General features: G+C 65.1%; 18 protein-coding genes. 14 read left to right on the forward strand and 4 right to left on the reverse strand.

Annotated features, from left to right (window positions below):
- Together BRAS3843_RS27450 and BRAS3843_RS27455 are read right to left on the reverse strand one after the other, a co-directional pair.
- On the reverse strand, nucleotides 1-799 hold a 799-nt coding region (locus tag BRAS3843_RS27450), incomplete at its 3' end, for an MFS transporter (protein WP_035982969.1).
- A 180-nt stretch (nucleotides 800-979) separates the two neighbouring features.
- Nucleotides 980-1,675, reverse strand: a complete 696-nt coding sequence (locus BRAS3843_RS27455) for a DUF938 domain-containing protein (RefSeq protein ID WP_008972387.1) — start codon at nucleotides 1,673-1,675, stop codon at nucleotides 980-982.
- Between the two features lie 156 nt (nucleotides 1,676-1,831).
- Here BRAS3843_RS27455 and soxX point away from each other — a divergent pair, with 156 nt between their 5' ends.
- The 9 genes from soxX (at nucleotide 1,832) to BRAS3843_RS27500 (ending at nucleotide 11,057) form a co-directional block, all read left to right on the forward strand.
- On the forward strand, nucleotides 1,832-2,167 hold the full coding sequence (gene soxX, locus BRAS3843_RS27460) for a sulfur oxidation c-type cytochrome SoxX (protein WP_035982968.1): 336 nt from the start codon (nucleotides 1,832-1,834) through the stop codon (nucleotides 2,165-2,167).
- A 24-nt stretch (nucleotides 2,168-2,191) separates the two neighbouring features.
- Complete coding sequence (gene soxY / locus BRAS3843_RS27465) at nucleotides 2,192-2,692, forward strand: thiosulfate oxidation carrier protein SoxY (RefSeq protein ID WP_008972389.1); 501 nt, start codon at nucleotides 2,192-2,194, stop codon at nucleotides 2,690-2,692.
- Between the two features lie 90 nt (nucleotides 2,693-2,782).
- The gene (gene soxZ / locus BRAS3843_RS27470; RefSeq protein WP_008972390.1) at nucleotides 2,783-3,094 is read left to right on the forward strand and encodes a thiosulfate oxidation carrier complex protein SoxZ; all 312 of its coding nucleotides are present in this window, start codon (nucleotides 2,783-2,785) and stop codon (nucleotides 3,092-3,094) included.
- 2 nt (nucleotides 3,095-3,096) lie between these two features.
- On the forward strand, nucleotides 3,097-3,951 hold the full coding sequence (soxA, locus tag BRAS3843_RS27475; RefSeq protein WP_008972391.1) for a sulfur oxidation c-type cytochrome SoxA: 855 nt from the start codon (nucleotides 3,097-3,099) through the stop codon (nucleotides 3,949-3,951).
- Nucleotides 3,948-4,259 (forward strand): hypothetical protein, encoded by a 312-nt coding sequence (locus BRAS3843_RS27480; protein WP_008972392.1) that lies wholly within the window; start codon nucleotides 3,948-3,950, stop codon nucleotides 4,257-4,259. The genes soxA and BRAS3843_RS27480 overlap by 4 nt, the downstream gene beginning before the upstream one ends.
- Before the next feature lie 27 nt (nucleotides 4,260-4,286).
- Nucleotides 4,287-6,029, forward strand: a complete 1,743-nt coding sequence (gene soxB, locus BRAS3843_RS27485) for a thiosulfohydrolase SoxB (RefSeq protein ID WP_008972393.1) — start codon at nucleotides 4,287-4,289, stop codon at nucleotides 6,027-6,029.
- Nucleotides 6,030-6,311: 282 nt separating this feature from the next.
- Entirely contained in the window at nucleotides 6,312-7,358 is a 1,047-nt protein-coding gene (locus BRAS3843_RS27490; RefSeq protein ID WP_008972394.1) for an MBL fold metallo-hydrolase, read from the forward strand.
- A 462-nt stretch (nucleotides 7,359-7,820) separates the two neighbouring features.
- Complete coding sequence (locus tag BRAS3843_RS27495; RefSeq protein ID WP_008972395.1) at nucleotides 7,821-9,038, forward strand: MFS transporter; 1,218 nt, start codon at nucleotides 7,821-7,823, stop codon at nucleotides 9,036-9,038.
- A gap of 297 nt (nucleotides 9,039-9,335) precedes the next feature.
- Complete coding sequence (locus BRAS3843_RS27500) at nucleotides 9,336-11,057, forward strand: amidohydrolase family protein (RefSeq protein WP_008972396.1); 1,722 nt, start codon at nucleotides 9,336-9,338, stop codon at nucleotides 11,055-11,057.
- Nucleotides 11,058-11,234: 177 nt separating this feature from the next.
- Here BRAS3843_RS27500 and BRAS3843_RS27505 read toward each other — a convergent pair whose 3' ends face one another.
- On the reverse strand, nucleotides 11,235-12,533 hold the full coding sequence (locus BRAS3843_RS27505) for an MFS transporter (protein ID WP_008972397.1): 1,299 nt from the start codon (nucleotides 12,531-12,533) through the stop codon (nucleotides 11,235-11,237).
- A gap of 198 nt (nucleotides 12,534-12,731) precedes the next feature.
- Here BRAS3843_RS27505 and BRAS3843_RS27510 point away from each other — a divergent pair, with 198 nt between their 5' ends.
- Genes BRAS3843_RS27510 through BRAS3843_RS27525 form a run of 4 tightly spaced genes read left to right on the forward strand, consistent with a single transcriptional unit; the run spans nucleotide 12,732 to nucleotide 17,339 of the window.
- Complete coding sequence (locus tag BRAS3843_RS27510; RefSeq protein ID WP_035982972.1) at nucleotides 12,732-13,385, forward strand: ABC transporter ATP-binding protein; 654 nt, start codon at nucleotides 12,732-12,734, stop codon at nucleotides 13,383-13,385.
- The gene (locus BRAS3843_RS27515) at nucleotides 13,382-15,844 is read left to right on the forward strand and encodes an ABC transporter permease (RefSeq protein WP_008972399.1); all 2,463 of its coding nucleotides are present in this window, start codon (nucleotides 13,382-13,384) and stop codon (nucleotides 15,842-15,844) included. Before BRAS3843_RS27510 ends, BRAS3843_RS27515 begins: the two co-directional genes overlap by 4 nt.
- Complete coding sequence (locus BRAS3843_RS27520; RefSeq protein WP_008972400.1) at nucleotides 15,834-16,919, forward strand: lipocalin-like domain-containing protein; 1,086 nt, start codon at nucleotides 15,834-15,836, stop codon at nucleotides 16,917-16,919. Before BRAS3843_RS27515 ends, BRAS3843_RS27520 begins: the two co-directional genes overlap by 11 nt.
- Nucleotides 16,920-16,946: 27 nt before the next feature.
- Nucleotides 16,947-17,339 (forward strand): MAPEG family protein, encoded by a 393-nt coding sequence (locus BRAS3843_RS27525; protein ID WP_008972401.1) that lies wholly within the window; start codon nucleotides 16,947-16,949, stop codon nucleotides 17,337-17,339.
- Between the two features lie 157 nt (nucleotides 17,340-17,496).
- Here the strand turns inward: BRAS3843_RS27525 and BRAS3843_RS27530 are convergent, their stop codons facing one another.
- Nucleotides 17,497-18,684: an ABC transporter substrate-binding protein gene (locus tag BRAS3843_RS27530; protein WP_008972402.1), complete on the reverse strand. Its 1,188-nt coding sequence runs from the start codon at nucleotides 18,682-18,684 to the stop codon at nucleotides 17,497-17,499.
- Between the two features lie 331 nt (nucleotides 18,685-19,015).
- Here BRAS3843_RS27530 and BRAS3843_RS27535 point away from each other — a divergent pair, with 331 nt between their 5' ends.
- Nucleotides 19,016-20,566 (forward strand): AMP-binding protein, encoded by a 1,551-nt coding sequence (locus BRAS3843_RS27535; protein ID WP_008972403.1) that lies wholly within the window; start codon nucleotides 19,016-19,018, stop codon nucleotides 20,564-20,566.
- The last annotated feature ends 64 nt before the right edge of the window (nucleotides 20,567-20,630 follow it).

Genomic DNA, 20,630 nt, shown 5'->3' on the forward strand with positions numbered 1-20,630 from the left:
CGACAATGTGCCATTGCAGGCCGAAATTGGAATCGGCCACGGTGAGCCCGCACATCTGCATCGCAAGCGGCGCCGAGGTCATCACCAGGTTCATGACGGGATAGGCGATAGTGCCGCACAAGGCGGCCGCGATGAAGCGCGGCTGCCTGATGATGTCGAGCAGCGGCCGGCCGCCATGCAGATCGGCCGGTGCAGGCTTCGGCAGATCCACACCTGCCACGATCGCCATCGCGACCAGCGCGATCACCGCCTGCGCCAAATAGCTGAAGGCGAACGTGTAAGGCTGCCAGACGCCCATGGTCCATTGCACCAGCTGCGGGCCCAGCAGCCCTGCGAAGATGCCGCCCGCCATTACCCATGACACCGCCTTGGGCCGGAACGTCTCGCTGGCGCCGTCGGCGGCGGCAAACCGATAGGACTGCGCCACCGCACCATAGAGGCCACCGAGGAAGGTTGCAGCGCAGAACAGCGCGAACGAGCCACGCAGGATGGCGAGCGAGCCGAGCAGGCCGGTGACGGCGCCGAAGCCGGTGCCGATGATGAACGCGGTGCGGCGGCCGAAGCGCCGTGCAATCGCGCCAGTCGGCAAGGTGCCGACCGCGAGGCCGACCACATACATCGAGATCGGCACCGTGGCGAAGGCGCGATCGGGCGCGATGGTGGCGCCGACGATGGCCCCGGTTGCAAAAATCACCGCCGAATTGGCACCGGTCAGCGCCTGCGCCGCGGCGAGCCGCGCCACATTGCGCCGCGCCCGCGCGTCGTCGGTGATCTCGCCATCTGCCGTCAACTCGGTCATCTCTCGGTCCACGCGAGGCCGCTCGCTCTTTAAGTCCCTCTTATGAGGAGAAGGCACGGTCCCGGCAACCGGCCCGAACGGATGCGGGCCATGCAGCATGGCTCGTTTGGGGGAGCGTGGTGGGCTGAGCTCATCTGGGTTATGTATTTCACTCGAACGCGCCGAGGGACTTGAGCCACGTCAATCCGCGGCTGCCCTCCCCTCGCTCCGCCCGAACACCAGGATCATGTTGTTGGCGGGCATGTCGACGGTCTCACGCAATTCGAGCCCGACGCGTGCGGCGAGGGCGACGAGATCGGCGATATCGCGCACGCCCCAGTCCGGATGACTCTCGCGCAACGAGGTGTCGAACACCGCGTTGCTGAGCGCCGTGTGCTTGCCGTCGCGCTTGAACGGGCCGTAGAGCAGGAGCAGCCCGTCCGGCTGCAACGCCTGGGCGCTACCGGCAAACAGCCCCTCGGCCACGGCCCATGGCGCGATGTGGATCACATTGGCACAGAACACGGCACGCAGCGCCGCCGGACCGCCATCGGCCTGCAGTTTTGTCCACCAAGCGGAATCGGAGAGATCGATCTGCCGCGGCGGCCGGATGTTCGGCAGGCCGGCATGCGCGCGCCAGGCCGCGATGCTCTTGAGGTGCTGCTCGTTGTAGTCGGTGGGCCACCAGATGATACCGGGACCGCAGCGGGCAAAATGGACCACGTGCTGGCCGGTGCCGCTACCCGCCTCCAGCACGTCGCCGGTCGCCTGGCCGAGAAGGCGCGCCAGCACTGCCCAGATCGGCTGATGGTTGCGGTGAAAGGCCGCAGCATCCAGGCGTCCGTCGGGTTCCACCCGCCGGCCGTCCTTGCCGAACTCGACCACATACTCCGCCATCATGATCTCCTTCAAACTCAGCTCTCGTGAGCCGAAATCGAGAAACTCGGCCCGACGCCAGCCCGTTGCTGCATTGTCAGCCGATAGTGTTTATGCTTCTGAAATCCTATAGTACTGCGGTACAGCGAACGCCCGGAACACACCTTGCCCTCACGCTTGTTCACGAAAACCGCCCTGGCGCTGGGGCTCTGTCTGGTTGCCGCGCCGGTCGCGCAGGCGCAATCGGCGGTCAGCGAGGGCCAGAGGCTCGCCTTCGATCGCAGCAAAGGCAACTGCCTGACCTGCCATCAGATCAAGGGCGGCGATCTGCCCGGCTCGATCGGGCCGAAGCTCGAGAATCTGAAGCTCCGTTACGACCGTAATGAGCTGGTTGCGATCCTCAACGACGAGACCACACGCAACCCCCAGACCGCGATGCCGCCGTTCGGCCGCAACCGCATTCTGACCGAGCAGGAAATCAACGCGATCGTCGATTTCCTGCAGACCCTCTAGATCCGCACCTTGGAGAAATGTGAGATGACCGCCAGTTTGGGCTGCTCCGCCGAACAGTTGGCGACGCGCCGCCTGATCCTCAAAGGCGTCGCCGCCGTGACGCTGATCGGCCTCGGTCACGCCGCATTCGGCGCTGCGCCCGCATTCGCCGCCAACGACCCCTATCCGGAGGACGCCTTCAGGCTGAAGGGCGCGGCCGAGGCGATCAAGGCGCTGTACGGTCGGGAGCACGAGCCATCCGACAAGATCAAGCTCGATGCGCCCGAAATCGCCGAGAATGGCGGCGTGGTGCCGATCGCCCTTACCACGACGCTGCCGGACGTCACCTCGATCTCCTTCGTCGTCAGCGAGAATCCGAACGCGCTGGCGGCATCGTACAAGATCCCCGAAGGCACCGTGCCGGCGGTGGCGAACCGGCTGAAGATGGCCAAGACCTCGAATGTGATTGCGCTGGTCGAATCCGGCGGCAAGCTCTACAGCGCGACCAAAGAGGTCAAGGTCACGGTCGGCGGCTGCGGCGGTTAGGACGCGCATGCCACGGAAAGGTGGGAACCGGTTTTCCGACCAGGGCATGCGCCAACAAAGAGCTTAGGGACAAGACTTAGGGACAAGACAATGGCATCGAGCATCCGCGTGCGCGCGATCCAGAACGGCGACGTCACGGACGTGCAGACCCTGATCCAGCATCCGATGGACACCGGCCTGATCAAGGACGCCAAGGGCGAGCTGATCCCGGCGCATTTCATCCAGCAGCTCACCTTCGAGCACAATGGCAAGACCGTGTTCCTCGCCGACTGGGGCACCGCGGTTTCCAAGGACCCTTACGTGAAATTCGCCTTCAAGGGCGGCGCCAAGGGCGACGATCTGAAGGTGAGCTGGGTCGACAACAAGGGCGCAACCGACAGCCTGACCGCGAAGATCCAGTAGACATGCGTATCCACCCCGCCCTTTCCTTCCTCGCCGCTGTGCTCGCGCTTGTTGCGCCGGCCGTCGCCGCGCCGGCCGCCGAGAAGCCGGATCCGGCGGCTGATGCAAAGGCGTTCCAGGATTTCTTCCGCAAGAAATTTCCGCAGGTGAAGTTCGAGGACTTCGTCAACGGGCCGTATTCGATGAACGAGGACATGCGGAAGCAGTGGGAGGAGAAGGAGCAGTTTCCGCCCTATGAGTTCGCGCTCGAGGCCGGCAAGGAGATGTTCGAGAAGCCGTTCAAGAACGGCAAGACCTATGCGGATTGCTTTGCCAATGGCGGCATCGGCATCCGCCAGACCTATCCTTATTTCGACGACAAGGAAGGCAAGGTCGTCACGCTCGAGCTCGCGCTCAACCGCTGCCGCGAAGCCAATGGCGAGGCGCCCTATTCCTACGTCAAGGACGAGATGGCCGCGCTCACGGCCTACATGGCCTACACCTCGCGCGGCAAGCCGTTCGACATCAAGATCCCTGACGATCCGCGCGCGCTCGAGGCCTATGAGAGGGGCAAGGAGTACTTCTACACCCGCCGCGGCCAGCTCAATTTCTCCTGCGCGAGCTGTCACGTCCAGAATCCCGGCGAGCGCATCCGCGCCGAGATCCTGGCGCCGGCGCTCGGCATCCTGAATGCGATGCCGATCTACCGCTCCGAATGGAGCGGCATGGGCACGATCAGCCGCCGCTTCACGACCTGCAACAGCCAGATCCGCGGCGTGCCGCTGGAGCCGCAATCCGAGGAATATCGCGACCTCGAATATTATCTCTCCTACGTCTCGAACGGCCTGCCGATCTCGGGACCGGGAGCAAGACCATGAGTGCGGCCATGAAGGCGATCATCGTCACCGCCATCCTGCTTGCCGCGGGTAGCGCCGCGTGCGCCAGCTCGGAAGCCGATTTCAAGACGGCGTTTGCCGCGGCCGACGCTGCCGAGAAGGAAGCCGGACGCCTGCGCAACCAATGGACGACGACGGAAGCCGCGCTTGCCACCGCAAAGAAGGCGGCCGAGGCCGGCAATTTCGATGAGGCCGTCAAGTCGGCCCAGGACGCGGAAGCGTTGGCCAAGGCCTCGATCTTCCAGGCGACCTCCGAGAAACAGCGCTGGAAGGCGATGGAGATCCGTTAGGTTGGCCAGAGCTACGGATGCAAGGCGATGAGTGTTCGGCGCCGGGATTTTTTGAAACTTGCGGGCGCCGCGCTTGCAACGCCGGCGTTGCTGCGCAGCTCGCGCGCGGCCGAGACGGTCAGCCTCTACGATCTCGAACGCTTCGGCAATGTCCGCATCCTGCATCTCACCGACACGCATGCGCAGCTGAGGCCGGTCTATTTCCGCGAGCCCAGCGTCAATATCGGCATCGGTGCGATGTGGGGCCAGCCGCCGCATCTGGTCGAACGCGCCTTCCTCGATCGCTACGGCATCCGCCCTGATAGCGCCGAGGCCTACGCCTTCACCTCGTTCGAGTTCGAGAAATCGGCGCCGCGCTTCGGCCGGCTCGGCGGCTTCGCGCATCTGAAGACCCTGGTCGACAAATTGCGCGGCGATGTCGGCGAGCATCGCTCGCTGCTCGTCGATGGCGGCGATCTCTGGCAGGGCAGCGGGCTCGCCAACACCATGCAGGGCACCGACATGGTCGAGGCCGCCAATCTGCTCGGCATCGAGGCGATGACCGGGCATTGGGAGTTCACCTATGGCGAGGCGGCCCTGCGCGACAACCTCGCCCGCTTCAAGGGCGAGTTCCTGGCGCAGAATGTGTTCCTGACCGAGGAAGCCGCCTTCAACGACGCCAAGGCGTTCGACCCGGTCTCGCGCCGCGTGTTCAAGCCTGCGACGATCAAGGAAATCGGCGGGTTTCGCATCGCCGTGATCGGCCAGGCGTTTCCCTACGTTCCGATCGCGCATCCCAAACGCTTCACGCCGGACTGGACCTTCGGCATCCACGAGGAGGAGCTGCAGGCGCTGGTCGGTGAGCTGCGCAAGGAGAAGGCCGATGCGGTGGTGCTGCTGTCGCACAACGGCATGGATGTCGACCTCAAGCTTGCCAGCCGCGTGACCGGCATCGATGTCATCCTCGGTGGCCACACGCATGATGCGGTGCCGCAGCCGGTCGTCGTCAAGAATGCCAACGGCACCACGCTGGTCACCAATGCGGGTTCGAACGGCAAGTTTCTGGCCGTGCTCGATCTCGAGATCGCCAAGGGCCATATTGCCGACGTACGCTATAGACTGCTGCCGGTCTATTCCGAGCTCCTGAAGCCGGATCCGGCGATGCAGGCGCTGATCGATCAATTGCAGCAGCCGCAGGTGGCCGTCTGGAGCGACAAGGTCGCCACCGCCGAGCGTCTGCTCTACCGTCGCGGCAATTTCGAAGGCTCGACGGACGAATTGATCTGCGACGCCTTGCGCAACGAGCTCGATGCGGAAATCGCATTCTCGCCCGGCTTCCGCTGGGGCCCCACCATGCTCGCCGGCCAGTCCGTGACCATAGAGGACCTCCTGGCGCAGACCGCCATCACCTATCCCGAAACCTACGTCCAGGAGATGACGGGGAGCGAGATCAAGGATGTGCTGGAGGATGTCTGCGATAACCTCTTCAACGCCGACCCTTATCTGCAGCAGGGCGGCGACATGGTGCGGGTCGGCGGGCTGACCTATCGCTGCGCTCCGTCAGAGGCGATCGGCCGCCGCATCTCGGATCTCAAGCGGACCGGTGGCCAAGCGCTCGAAGCCAACCGGCGCTACAAAGTCGCGGGCTGGGCCTCGATGAACGCGCAGACCGGCAAACCGGTGTGGGAGGTGGTCGCAAGCCATCTCCGGTCGGCCGCGCCCTCGATCAGCGCGCACAGCGTCGTCCTGAGCGGTGTCGACGGCAATCCGGGACTAGCCGATCCGTCCTGACGGGGTCAGCGCCGATCAGCTTTAAACATGACCGCTGCAACAATGCCGCTGTGTAGGACCACGGGTCTTCAGCAGAATATTATTCCATCTTCAGCTAGAATAGGAGTATAAACGAGCTGTTCTGCCAGCTCGCCGCAGTCCTTTTCGCCTGTCTGGCTCCACAGGGACGAAGGTCCTCCCAGCGAACGTCCTGGCCCCTCGTGGAGATCAGGCGCGACCGCTCCGTCTCCGGACGATGCCTTGCATCACGAGGCCCTCGGTCCAAATTGCGAGGATACGCCGATGATCTTCCGCCAATTGTTCGACAGCGTCTCCGGCACGTATAGCTACGTCCTGGCGAGCCGCACGGGCGGCGAGGCGCTGATCATCGATCCCGTGCTGGAGAAGGTCGATCGCTACTGCCAGCTGTTGCGCGAGCTCGACCTGAAGCTGGTCAAGGCCGTCGACACCCATCTGCACGCCGATCATGTCACCGGCCTCGGTGCTTTGCGCGACCGCACCCATTGCGTCACCATCATGGGCGAGCAGACCAAGGCCGACGTGGTGGCGATGCGGGTCGCGGATGGCGACAGAATCGGAATCGAAGGCCTCAGCCTCGACGTGATGTACACCCCGGGCCACACCGATGATTCCTACAGCTTCCTGACAGGCGACCGCGTCTTCACCGGAGACACGCTGCTGATCCGCGGCACCGGGCGCACCGATTTCCAGAACGGCGACGCGCGGGCGCAATATGACTCGATCTTCAATCGGCTGTTGCGGCTGCCCGACGAAACGCTGGTCTATCCCGCCCACGACTACAAGGGGGACACCGTCTCCACCATCGGCGAGGAGCGCCGCTACAATCCGCGCCTGCAGGTCCGCTCAGTCGACGACTACGTGAGCTTGATGGCGAATCTGAAGCTGCCCAATCCGAAGATGATGGACGTGGCGGTGCCTGCGAATATGCGGGTCGGGCTGCATCAGGAAGAGTTGGCCAAGCAGGGGCTATCGCTGTCGGCGCGCCAGGCGATCGAATGCCTGGGCAGGCCGGACGTGCTGCTGGTGGATCTGCGCGAGGCCAGCGAACGCGCCAAGCACGGCACCCTGTCGGGCGCGCTGCACGCGCCCTATCCGGCCATCGAGGACAGTCTCAGACCCGGCGGCATGCTGCGCGAGGTGGCCGCCGCCACCGGCCGGCGCATCGTGTTCTTCTGCGCCTATGGCGAACGCTCCGCGATGGCGGTGAACGCTGCGCAAGAGGCCGGGCTCGCCAATGCCGCCCATATCGAAGGCGGACTGGATGCCTGGAAGAAAGCCGGCGGGCCGGTGGTGGCCGGACTCGCCTGATCCAGCGCTGCGGGAATGCTGCGGGGGATGATGGGTACGCGCGACCTCTTCCGCTGTCGTCCCGGGCAAGCCAGCACAGCGAGCGCGACCCGGGATCCATAAACACCGCCGGTCCTGCGCGGGCGCGCTGGAGCCACAGCGCGTCTCCACACAAATGCTTGTGGTCATGGGTCCCCGCGTTCGCGGGGACGACACCATTTTTGCTGAGGCAGCATGCACCTCAAGCCGAGTCCTGCCCTGGGGACCGGCAGCAGCGAAAATACCCAATGTGCAGACGCCGCAGGCAACAGCCCCTGCCACGCGCACGTGCCATGCGCCCGGATTCATGGACAATGAACGGCTATGGTCGATACTGTGGCTTGTTGTCGCGCAGGACCATTCCAGCGCCGCCCAGCGCCGCGCGCCCATATTGCGGGAGCACAGACCAGAGTTCCATGCGCCAGGAAGGAAACGGAAGAGTTCATGGCTGACGTCCTCGCCGCATCGCAACAGACCGAGCTCCCGACCAAGGCAGCGTCGTCAGTGCGCACGCTGGTGCTGGTCTCGCTCGCGCATTGGGTCAGCCATTTCCACATGCTGGTGTTGCCGATGCTGTTCCCGTTCCTCAAGGAACAGCTCGGTGTCGGCTATGTCGAGCTGGGCTTGCCGTTGACCCTGTTCGCGGTGGTGTCGGCGTTGACCCAGGCCCCCGTCGGCTATCTGGTCGACCACGCCGGCGCCCGCCGGATCCTGTTGCTTGGCCTGACGCTGGGTGGCCTGTCGCTCGTAGCCCTCGGTCTCTATCTGAGCTACGCGAGCCTCATCGTCGCAGCCGTGCTGCTTGGCCTCGCCAACGCCGTCTATCATCCGTCCGACTACGCGCTGCTCTCGGCGCACATGGAAGAACAGCGGATGGGGCGCGCCTTCGGCGTGCACACCTTCTCGGGCTATCTCGGCAGTGCGGTGGCGCCGGCGATCATGGCGGCACTCGTCGCCACCGTCGGCGGCTTCGCCGCTCTGATCGTCGCGGGCCTGGTCGGTCCCGTGACCGCGCTGTTGTTGCTGCTGGGCAATGTGCCGGAGGTCCCGCCGCATCCGCATCACGCCGATGGTATCAAGGCCAAGCAGCCGAACCTGCTGACCCCGCTGCTGATCCTGCTCACCTTCTTCTTCATGCTGCTCAGCCTCTCCAATTCCGGCATCTCGAGCTTCGGCGTGGTCGCGCTGATGAGCGGCTATGGCATCTCCTTCTCGAGCGCCAACGTCGCGCTGACCGCCTTCCTCGGCGCCAGCGCCGTCGGCGTTCTCGCCGGCGGATATCTCGCGGATCGGATTCGCCATCATAACCTGGTGGCAGCCGTGGCCTACGCCATCAACACGGTGCTGGTGCTGGCGATCACGTTCCTTACTTTGCCGACCGTCCTTCTCACTGCCGTGATGCTGCTGGCCGGCTTCCTCAGCGGCGTGATCGCGCCCTCCCGCGACATGCTGGTTCGCAACGCCGCGCCTGCGGGCGCCGCAGGGCGCGCCTTCGGCATCGTCTCCACCGGCTTCAATTTCGCAGGCGTCGTGAGCCCGCTGCTGTTCGGCTGGATCATGGACATGAACGCGCCGCGCTGGGTGTTCGGCGCCTCCGTCGTGTTCATGGTGCTGACAATCGTGCTGGCGTTCTTCACCGAGCCGAAGAAGGCGAAGGCGTAGTCTCCTGTAGGACCGGCCCGTCGACGCACTTGGTTGCGTGAGGGGTCTCTCTCCGCAAACGACGCGCGTGGAGGCATACCCTTCGCCCGACCGAGGCCGCTGCTCCATCTGACATGCCTTCTCCCACAGGGGAGAGGGCGCAGCCACAGGCATCTCTCTGATCTTCGCGCGACGCTCGGAGTTGATCTCGGCGCGAGCTGCTTCGCCGCGCAACGCTGCTGTCTCTTGCGGCAGGTTGACATCATTCCGCATCAGCCGATGATATCCCGATAACAACAACATCCGGGGAAGAACGCCATGACCGCTCAACCAGATCTCGTGATCCGCGGCGGCACGATTGCGGATGGAACAGGTCGCGCGCTCTACGAAGCAGACGTCGCCATGAGCGGCGGGCGCATCACTGAGGTCGGCAAAGTTCAGGCGAAGGGCCGCGAAGAAATAGATGCCAAGGGCAAGCTGGTCACGCCCGGCTTCGTCGACGTGCACACGCATTACGACGGCCAGGTGACCTGGAGCCATGAGATCTCGCCGTCGTCACAGAACGGCGTGACCACGGCGATCATGGGCAATTGCGGCGTCGGCTTCGCGCCCTGCCGCCCGGTCGATCATCAGCGGCTGATCCAGCTGATGGAGGGCGTCGAGGACATCCCCGAGCCGGTGCTGTCGGCAGGGATACCCTGGGCCTGGGAAAGCTTTCCTGAGTACCTGAACTGGCTGTCCGAGCGTGACTTCGACATGGATATCGGCGCGCAGCTGCCGCATGCGGCGCTGCGGGTCTATGTGATGGGCGAACGCGGCGCGCGGCGCGATCCCGCAACGGCGGATGACAACCGCACGATGGCGGCGCTGGCGAGCGAGGCCGTGCGCGCCGGCGCGCTGGGATTTTCCACCTCGCGCACGCTCAATCATCGCACCTCGACCGGCGACTACACCCCGACGCTCAAGGCCGGCGAGGACGAACTGACGGCGATCGCCGGCGCGATGCAGAGCGCAGGCCGCAGCGTGCTGCAATTCGTGCTCGACATTTCCACCATCCACGAAGATCTGCCGATGATGCTGCGGGTCGCGGAGAGAACGCGTTGTCCGATTTCTTTCTCGGTGACGCAGAACGACCGCGCGCCTGAGCGCTGGCGGCAGACCCTCGCCGAGATCAACGCGGCCGCCGCGGGTGGCCTCTCCGTCACGACCCAGATCGCAGCGCGACCAGTCGGATTGCTGCTCGGGCTGGAGCTGTCACGCAACCCGCTGCAGACCCATCCGAGCTACAGGGCAATCGCCCATCTGCCGCTGGCCGAGCGGGTCGCGCAAATGCGCCGGCCCGAGCTGCGCGCGGCGATCCTGAGCGAGCAGGCGACGGCGACCGACGACCCGCTGTTCTTCCGGCCGAACTACGACAAGATGTATCTGCTCGGCGATCCGCCGGACTATGAGCAGCCGCCGGAGAACGCGCTCGGCGCGCAGGCGCGCGCGAGAGGCTGCCGGCCCGAAGAGCTCGCCTACGACGCGATGCTGTCGGACGACGGCCGCGGCATGCTCTACGTGCCGTTCCTCAACTACGCGGACGGCAATCTCGATGCGACCTATGAGATGCTGCGCGATCCGAGCGCGGTGCCGGGCCTGAGCGACGGCGGCGCGCATTGCGGCATCATCTGCGATGCGAGCTTTCCAACCTATCTGCTGACGCATTGGACCCGCGACCGCAAGCGCGGCGACAGGCTGTCGGTCCCGTTCGTGGTCGCCGCGCAATCCCGCAAGACCGCACTCTCGGTCGGGCTCAACGAGCGCGGCCTGATCGCCGCCGGCTACAAGGCCGACGTCAATGTGATCGACTATGACCGGCTGCACCTGCATCCGCCCAAGGTACACTACGACCTGCCGGTCGGCGGCCGCCGCCTGATGCAGCACGTCGATGGTTACGAGGCGACGATTGTCTCCGGCGTGGTGACACGGCGGAATGGCGAGGTCACCGGCGCACGGCCGGGACGGCTGATCAGGGGCGCGCAGGCGAGCGTGCAGTGAACTGCTAGCGCGCTTGGCTTGCATAGACAACGTCGTCATGCCCCGCGCAGGCGGGGCATCCAGTACGCCGAGAGGGTAGTGATTAGCATCTAATGGCGGTGGACTACTGGGTCACCCGCCTTCGCGGGTGACGACGCGAAGTTATGGCATGGCCGACGTCACGCGGAGTTCCAGATCTCACGCAAACTCCGGCGCTGTTGCCTCCCGAGCCGCCTGCAGGCGCGCGCGCTCGGTGTCGGGCCAGAGCAGCGCGAGGCCGAGCAGGCCCGAGATCACCAGGACCACCGCATTGACCTGGAAGCCAAGCAGAAAGCCGTCGAGCGCATTGGCGGCGCCCTGCACCACTCTGCCCATCACGTTCGGCGCGATGATGCCGGCCAGAGTGTAGACCGCGCCGTAGATCGAGATCGCAGCTCCGCGCTGTGCGACCGGCGTGAACTCGCCGATCATGAGCGGACAGACCACGTAGATCGCTCCGGACAGACCGGAGCCGACCACGATCAGGGCAATCTGAACAGCGGCCGTGCCGCCATAAGGCACCAGCGCCATCAGCAGTCCGCCCACAACAAGCGGCGCAGCTCCGAGCACGCCGCGGGCGATGCGCGTCGAATAGCCGCGCGCCATCAGCATCTGTGACAGCAAGCCGGCGGTAATGACGACGGTCGCACCGAAGATCCACGGCAGCACTGAGATGATGCCGGCCTGCTCCTGGCTGAAGCCGAGGCCCTTGATGAGAAAGGACGTGAACCAGGTCAGTCCGAGCGACAGCGCCCAATAGGCGCTGAAGGCCGCGGCGATGCAGCCGATGAAGGTGCGCGACAGCAGGAGCCGTGCGTAAGGCACACGGACCTCGCGCGTCGCAACCGCTTCGATCCCGGCCAGGGGGCCTTCCTTGCCGAGCACGAACCAGGCGGCAACCCACGCCAGCCCGACCACCCCGAGCGCGCCAAAGGCATAATGCCAGCCATAACGGACAATGATGAAGTTCAAGGCGGGCACCGCGATGATCACGCCGAAGGCCGACCCTTGCGTCAGGATGGCAGTCGGCAGCGCGCGCTTCTCGTCCGGGAACCATTTGTAGATGGCGTGGATTGCGACCGAGGCAGCCGGACCTTCTCCGGCGCCGAGAATGACACGGCAGATCAGCAAGGTCGTGAAGCCGGCCGCGCCGACCATTGGTAGCTGCGCCAGCGCCCAGATCAGCGCCAGCACCAGCAGGACCCATCGCGTTGCGATGCGATTGACCAGAAAGCCGACCGCAATTGCGGAGATCGAGAACAGGAAAAAGAACGAAGACCCGAGCAGGCCGAACTTCTCGGGGGTGAGCTCGAGATCGGTCATGATCGGCACGCCGGCGAGCCCCACCACGATCTTGTCGGCGAAGTTAACCACCATGAACAGAAACAAGAGACATGTAATGGTCCAGGCGCCCTTCGGAGTTTCCCTGGGCGTCTGCATCCGTGTGGCTGCGGCCATATGTTCCTTCCCGTCGTACTTCATTCGCCCTGTTGGCCGGGCATGACGACATGCTAGCCGCGCGACTCAAGCCGGCGCAACCCCGCGGGTTGCCGGCCCCCCACACGATACCGGAGATCCGCGCGCTGCTGTGCAAACGAGACCGTGATCTTGCACGTGAGCCTTGCTATATGCCGTGACGCAAAATGGCAGTTGGTCGTGTTAAGCGTTCGAAACCTGTTCAAGACCTATCGGTCGGCCGGTGAGCCGATCAGCGTGCTGCGCGGCGTCGACCTCGACGTCGCCAGCGGCGAGCGCGTGGCGCTCACCGGTGAGTCCGGCTCCGGCAAGAGCACGCTGTTGCACCTCATTGCGGGCCTCGATGCGGCCGATAGCGGCGACATCAAGCTCGAAGGAGCCTCGATCGGCGCGCTGGATGATGCCGAGCGAGCGGCGCTGCGGCGCGAGCGTCTTGGGCTGGTGTTTCAGCAATTCAACCTGGTGCCGAGTCTGTCGGTCTCCGACAATCTCAGCTTTCAAGCCCGGCTGGCCGGCCGGCATGATCCGGCCTGGCACGCCGAATTGGTGGAGCGTCTCGGCCTTGCCGCCGTCCTGCAGCGCTATCCCGAACAGCTGTCCGGCGGCCAGCAGCAGCGCGTCGCCATTGGCCGCGCCTTGGCGGTGAAGCCGCTGTTGCTGCTCGCCGACGAGCCGACCGGCAATCTGGACGAAACGACGGCCGACGAGGTGATGACGCTGACCGGCGACCTGGTCAGGCGCACTGGCTGCGGCTTTCTGATGGTGACGCACAGCATGCGGCTGTCGGCGATGCTCGACCGGCAAGTCACGCTCCACGCCGGACGCGTGGCATGAGGCGCGTGCTCTGGATCCTCGCTGTCCTGCTCAGCCATTGGCGGCGCCATCCGATGCAGCTTGCCACGCTGCTGATCGGGCTGATCTCGGCGACAGCGCTGTGGAGCGGCGTGCAGGCCCTGAACCAGCAGGCACGCCAGTCCTATGATCGCGCGGCAGCAATCTTTGGCGGCGCGCGCACGCCGATGCTGGTCGCGCGCGACGGCAAGGCGTTTCCGCAGGCGCTGTTCGCCGAATTGCGCCGCGCCGGCTGGCCGGTGTCGCCGGTCGTCGAAGGGCGCGTGCAGATCGACGGTCATTCGGCCCGGCTGCTCGGCATCGAGCCGATCTCGCTGCCGGTCGAGGTCGGCAACGCGCCGACTCTCGGCCGCACTGATCTGGAAGCCTTCCTGACTGCACCGGGACAGACCCTGGTCGCGCCCGAAACATTGGCCGATCTCGAATTGAAGCAGGGAGACACGCCGCGGCTCAGCAATGATGCCACGCTGCCGCCGCTCAAGCTGCAGCCGCAGCTCGCCCCTGGCGTGCTGGTGGTCGACATCGGCGCCGCGCAACAGCTGCTCGGCAAATCAGATCAAATCTCGCGGCTCCTGGTCGGCAACAGCCATGGACCGCGCAAGCCGCTGCAGCAGGTCGCCGGCGACCGGCTGATGCAGGTCGAACCCGATGCCGAGACGGATCTGGAGCGGCTCACCGACAGCTTCCACCTCAACCTCACGGCCTTCGGCTTGTTGTCGTTCGTGGTCGGGCTCTTCATCGTCAACTCCGCCGTCGGCCTTGCCTTCGAGCAGCGGCTGCCGATGCTGCGAACCCTGCGTGCCTGCGGCGTCTCCGCGCGGCAGCTGAACACGGTGCTGGTTGCCGAGCTCGTCGTGCTCGCGCTGGCCGCCGGTCTCGCCGGCCTGGTCTGCGGCTATGTCATTGCCGCGGCGCTGCTGCCGAACGTCGCCGCATCATTGCGCGGACTCTATGGCGCGCAGGTGCCGGGCGAATTGAGCCTGCAGCCGGAATGGTGGCTCGCGGGGCTTGTGATCAGCATCATCGGCGCGCTCGCAGCCGCCGCGACCAGCCTGATCAAGGCGCTGCGGCTGCCGATCCTCAGCTCAGCCCAGGCCTATGCCTGGCAGGACGCCCAGCGGCGCTGGCTGAAGCTGCAGAGCGCGCTGGCGCTCGCTTTCTTCGCGGTCGCGGCCCTGCTGTTATGGCTCGGTCAGTCGTTGCTCGCCGGCTTCGGTGTGCTCGCGGCCCTGATGCTCGGCGCGGCGCTGCTGTTGCCCTCCATCCTGGAATTCGCGTTGCGGCTGGGCGAGCGCGGCGCGCGGCAGGCGCTGGTGCAATGGTTCTGGGCCGACGGCCGGCAGCAAATCTCGGGATTGTCGCTGGCGCTGATGGCGCTGCTGCTTGCGCTCGCAGTCAATGTCGGTGTCTCGACCATGGTCGAGACCTTCAACCGGACATTCCTGGTCTGGCTCGATGGCCGGCTCGCCGCCGACATCTATGTCAGCGCCGCCGATGAGGCCCAGGCGCGTGCGATCCAGAGCTGGCTGCGGGCACGTCCCGAGGTGGAGGCGGTGCTGCCGGGCGGCCGTGCCGAGACGCAATTGGCCGGCGCGCCGGTCGATGTTCTCGGCCTGCCGGATCACGCGACCTATCGCGACCATTGGCCGCTGCTGCAATCGGCTCCCGATGCATGGAAGCGGCTGGTGCCCGGCGATGCCGGCTTCATCAGCGAGCAATTGTCGCGCCGGCTCAATCTGTCGGTCGGCGACTACATCGATATCCCTGCCCCCGGCGGCGACTGGGACGTCGAGATCGTCGGCATCTATGCCGACTATGGCAATCCCAAGGGGCAGATCGCGGTGAACGTGGCGGCATTGACCCGCCGCTTCCCGGCGACGCCGCTGACGCGGATGGCGGTGCGCACCGATCCGGCCAATGTGCCGACCTTGATCGCTGCGTTGTCCAATCAGTTCGGCCTCGATGGCCGCAATGTCGTCGACCAAGCCAGCATCAAGCGGGAATCGAAGCAGATCTTCAATCGCACCTTTGCGGTGACGGGCGCGCTGAACGCCTTCACGCTCGGCGTCGCCGGCGTGGCGCTGTTGACCAGCCTGCTGACGCTCGCCAATGCGCGGCTGCCGCAGCTCGCACCGTTGTGGGCGATCGGGTTGACGCGGCGGCGGCTTGCGCTGATCGAGCTGTTGAAGACCTTGTCGGTCGCTGCCATCACGGCGCTCCTGGCGTTGCCGCTCGGGCTCGTGGTGGCCTGGTGCCTGATCGCGATCGTCAATGTGAAAGCGTTCGGCTGGCGGCTGCCATTCGATGTGTTTCCGCTGCACTTGATCCGGCTGCTGATCGTGGCGCTGCTGGCGGCGGTAGCCGCATCCTTGCTACCGGTGCTGCGGCTGGCGCGCATGCAGCCGGCCGATCTGGTCAGGGTGTTCACCATTGAGCGCTAGCCGCACCATCATCACACGGCGTGCCTTTGCCGGCGGGGCTGCGCTGCTTGGGCTGATGCGATCCGCCCGCGCACAGGGCTTTGCGGGCTTGAGCGAGGACGCCGACGGCTTTGCGCAGGTGCTGCCCGGCAAGGACTTCGTCTTCCCGGCCGATCACGGGCCGCATCCCGACTTCCGCATCGAATGGTGGTACGTGACCGCGAACCTGACCGACGTCGCCGGCAACGCCTATGGCCTGCAGTGGACGTTGTTCCGCCAGGCGGCGCGACCGGGACCGCAGGGCGAAGGCTTCGCCAATCAGCAGCTCTGGATGGCGCATGCGGCGGCGACGCGCGCCGACAGCCATCGCACGGCGGAGAAATTCGCGCGCGGCGGCGTCGGGCAGGCCGGCGTGGTGGACAAGCCGTTCCAGGCCTGGATCGACGATTGGCAGATGGCGGGCTCGGATCGTACCGATGATGCGTCGCTCGCGCCGATCGAGATCGCAGCGTCCGCGTCCAACTTCGCCTACGCGCTGTCTCTCGAGGCGGATCGTCCCGTGGTGCTGCAGGGCGATCATGGCTACAGCAGGAAATCCGAGCACGGCCAGGCGTCATACTATTACAGCCAGCCGTTCTATCGCGCGCGCGGTCATCTCAGCTTCGACGACCACTCGGTCGAGGTTTCAGGATCAGCCTGGCTCGACCGCGAATGGAGCAGCCAGCCGCTCGCCTCCGACCAGAGCGGCTGGGACTGGTTCGCGCTGCATTTCGCCTCCGGCGAGAAGCTGATGCTGTACCGGATGCGTCAGAGGAGCGGCAACTACACATCAGGCACATGGATCGGCGCCGACGGCCGGGCTCGCCCGCTGGGGCCGGATGGGATCGTGATGACGCCGACACAGACCGTGGAGATCGGCAGCCACAAGCTTCCGGTGAGCTGGCGCGTGGACATCCCGGCGCTGTCGATCGGACTCGCGACCACCCCGCTCAATCCAAGATCCTGGATGGCCACCAGCGTGCCTTATTGGGAGGGCCCGATCAGCTTCACCGGAAGTCATCAGGGGGTAGGCTATCTCGAGCTGACGGGATATTGAGAGCGCGCGTTCACGGGGAGGCACGCCATGCATCACTTCACCGCACTGGTCACCATTCTCGCCATCCTGCTCTATTTCTACACCAGCGTCCGCGTGTCACAGGCGCGCAGCCGCTTCGGCGTCAAGGCGCCGGCGATCATCGGGAATGCCGATTTCGAGCGCGTCTTCCGCGTGCAGATGAACACGCTGGAATGGATGCCGATCTTCCTGCCGGGATTGTGGCTGTTTGCGATCTATGTCAGCGACGCGATCGCTGCCTTGATCGGGCTGGTCTGGATCGTGGGCCGCGTGCTCTACATGTTCGCCTATGCGGAAGCCGCCAACAAGCGGGGGCCCGGATTCGCGATCCAGGCGACCGCGAGTTTCGCGCTGCTGCTCGGCGCGCTGGTCGCGATCATCTGGCGCATTCTGCACGGCTGATCGGCCCGCCCTCCGCAGTCATCCCGGCCTCGGGCCGGGACGCATCACAATCGGCCTGTGTTGGTTGCGCGAACGTTCAACGCCCAGCCTGCCTCAAGGCAGATCACGCGGTATGGGCCCCGGCTTTCGCCGGGGCGACACCGGTTGGTTTGCGAGATCACTTCGTGAGCGGGCAGCCGCTCTCCTTGGCGGAGAAGAACGCCTTGTCGCCCGGCACGGTCGAGATCAGCTTGTAGTAATCCCACGGCTTCTTCGACTCGGACGGCGCCTTGACCTCGAACAGATACATGTCGTGCACCATGCGGCCGTTGGCCAGCACCTTGCCTTGCGCGAACGCATCGTCGACCGGCAGCTCCTTGAGCTTGGCAACGACCGCATCCGAGTCCTTGGTCCCGGCGGCCTTGACCGCCTTCAGATAGGACAACGTCGCCGAATAGGTGCCGGCATGGATCATGCTCGGCATCCGGCCGGTGCGCTTGAAGAAGCGCTCCGAAAAGGCGCGGGCCTTGTCGTCATGGTCCCAATAGAAGCCTTCGGTGAGGATCAGGCCCTGGGCCGCATCGAGCCCAAGACCATTCACTTCGGCGAGCGTCATCAGGAGACCTGCGAGCTTCTGGCCGCCCTTGACGATGCCGAACTCGGCCGCCTGCTTGATCGAATTGGTGGTGTCGAGGCCGGCATTGGCGAGCCCGATGATCTTGGCCTTCGAGCTCTGCGCCTGCAGCAGGAAGGACGAGAAATCGGAGGAATTGAGCGGGATGCGCACCGAGCCCAGCACCTTGCCGCCCTTGGCCTTGACGATGTCGCTGGTGTCCTTCTCCAGCGCGTAGCCGAAGGCATAATCGGCGGTCAGGAAGAACCAGCTGTCGCCGCCCGCCTCGACCAGCGCACCGCCCGTGCCCACCGCGAGCGCGTGGGTGTCGAAGGACCAATGGAAGCCGTAGGGCGTGCAGGCATCCCCGGTGATGCGCGAGGTCGCGGCGCCCACGACAATGTCGATCTTTTTCTTCTCCGCGGACAATTCCTGCACGGCGAGCGCGACCGAGGAGGTCGTCAGCTCCGTGATCATGTCGACACCTTCGGTGTCATACCAGCGCCGCGCGATCGAGGTGGCGAGATCGGGCTTGTTCTGGTGGTCGGCGGTGACCATCTCGACCTTCTGGCCCAAAACTTCGCCGCCGAAATCCTCGATCGCCATCTTCGCGGCCTCGACCGAATATTTGCCGCCATAGTCGGCATAGACGCCGGATTGGTCGTTGAGGATGCCGATCTTGACCTGAGCCGATGCAGGCGCGGCCATAAAAAGGGCTCCGACCGCGACAAAGGCCAACAAGCTCGATTTCATCAGTTTTCTCCCAGCCATTCTTGTTCTGAACGCCGTTCTGTTGTGAACGCGCTTCCGATGTTACGGCATAACCCCGGCGCCGCCCATCCCTTCCCTGTCGGCCAATAGTTGAGCCTTCAGTTGAGCGTCGGGTTCCAGTTGGCTAGACTTGTCGGCAAACCAAGAACGAGCCGTCCCGGGAGGACAGCGCGTGCAAGGAGGAAAGGCTTCGCGTCTGACAATTGGTCCGGACCGAGGCATCGGCGAGAACGCGTGGCTTGCGTTTGCGCCATTTGGTCGCATCCTCGTCGCCGCTCCTCCCAGCTCACGGCCGGCACCCTCGGGAGGAACGATGTATACCGGCAAACATGCCCGCCTGCGCCCGCTGCAGCCCGCTTTCATCATGGCATCGTCAGGCGAAGCCGTGACCTATCGCGAGCTGGAAGCCCGTAGCAACCGACTGGCGCATCTGTTTCGCAATCGCGGGCTCAAGCGGCTCGATCACTATGCAATCTTCATGGAGAACAACAGCCGCTATCTCGAGGCTTGTGGCGCCGGTGAGCGCTCCGGGCTCTATTTCACCTGCGTGAACTCGTTTCTCACCCCGGGCGAGCTCGCTTATATCCTCAACAACAGCCAGTCGCGGCTGCTGGTCACGTCAGTCGCAAAGCTCGACGTCGCGCGCGAGGCATTGAAGGAAGCCCCCAACGTCGAGCTCTGCGTGGTTGCCGATGGCCCGGGCGAGAGCGAGCGCATCGTTGGGTTGGACGAGGCCGTCGCCGGACTGCCGAAGACGCCGCTTCCCGACGAGTGCATCGGCACCGCGATGCTGTACTCCTCCGGCACGACGGGCCGGCCCAAGGGCATCCTGCGTCCGCTCCCGGAGCAGCCGCCGGCGCAGCAGCTGCCGCTGTTCGATTTTCTCGAGAAGCTGTGGCGCTATCGCGAGGGCATGATCTATCTGTCGCCGGCACCGCTCTATCACTCGGCGCCCCAGGCAGCGGTCAATCTCACGATTCGCATGGGCGGCACCGCCATCATCATGGAGAGCTTCGATCCCGAGCGCTATCTGCAGCTGATCGAGCAATGGGGCATCACGCACAGCCAGCTGGTGCCGACGATGTTCTCGCGCATGCTGAAGCTGCCGGAGGAGGTGCGCACACGATACGATATTTCCTCGCTCGAGGTCGCGATCCACGCCGCCGCGCCCTGCCCGGTGCAGGTCAAGGACGAGATGATCAAATGGTGGGGGCCGATCATCCACGAATATTACGGCGCGACCGAAGGCCTAGGCTTCACTGCCTGCGACAGCGAGCAGTGGCTGGCGCATCGCGGCACGGTCGGCAAGGTTCTGTTCGGCGAACTGCATATTCTCGACGCCAACATGCAGGAATGCGCGACCGGCACGGCGGGCACCGTGTGGTTCAAGTCCGGCTCGGCGTTCGAATATTTCAACGACCGCGAACGCACCCAGGAGGCGCGCTCGCCCGACGGCAACATGAGCACGGTCGGCGATGTCGGTTATGTCGATGCCGACGGCTATCTCTATCTCACCGACCGCGCCACCTTCATGATCATTTCCGGCGGGGTGAACATCTATCCGCAGGAATGCGAGAACCTGCTGATCACCCATCCCAAGGTCGCCGATGCCGCGGTGTTCGGCGTGCCCAATGCCGATCTCGGCGAGGAGGTGAAGGCGGTGATCCAGCCGATGGAGGGCATCATGCCCGGCCCCGCGCTGGAGGAGGAGTTGATCGCCTTCTGCCGCCAGTCGCTGGCGCGACAGAAGGTGCCGCGCTCGATCGATTTCGAGAAGGAGCTGCCGCGGCTGCCCACCGGCAAGCTTTACAAGCGCCTGCTGCGCGACCGTTACTGGGGCAACAAGACCTCGCGGATCGTATAAGCACATCGATCACAACTGCATTGCAGCATACGCAGGTTAAACCTGCCTGGCTTGATCCCCGTCA

Source organism: Bradyrhizobium sp. STM 3843 (assembly GCF_000239815.1).
Taxonomy (GTDB): Bacteria; Pseudomonadota; Alphaproteobacteria; order Rhizobiales; family Xanthobacteraceae; genus Bradyrhizobium.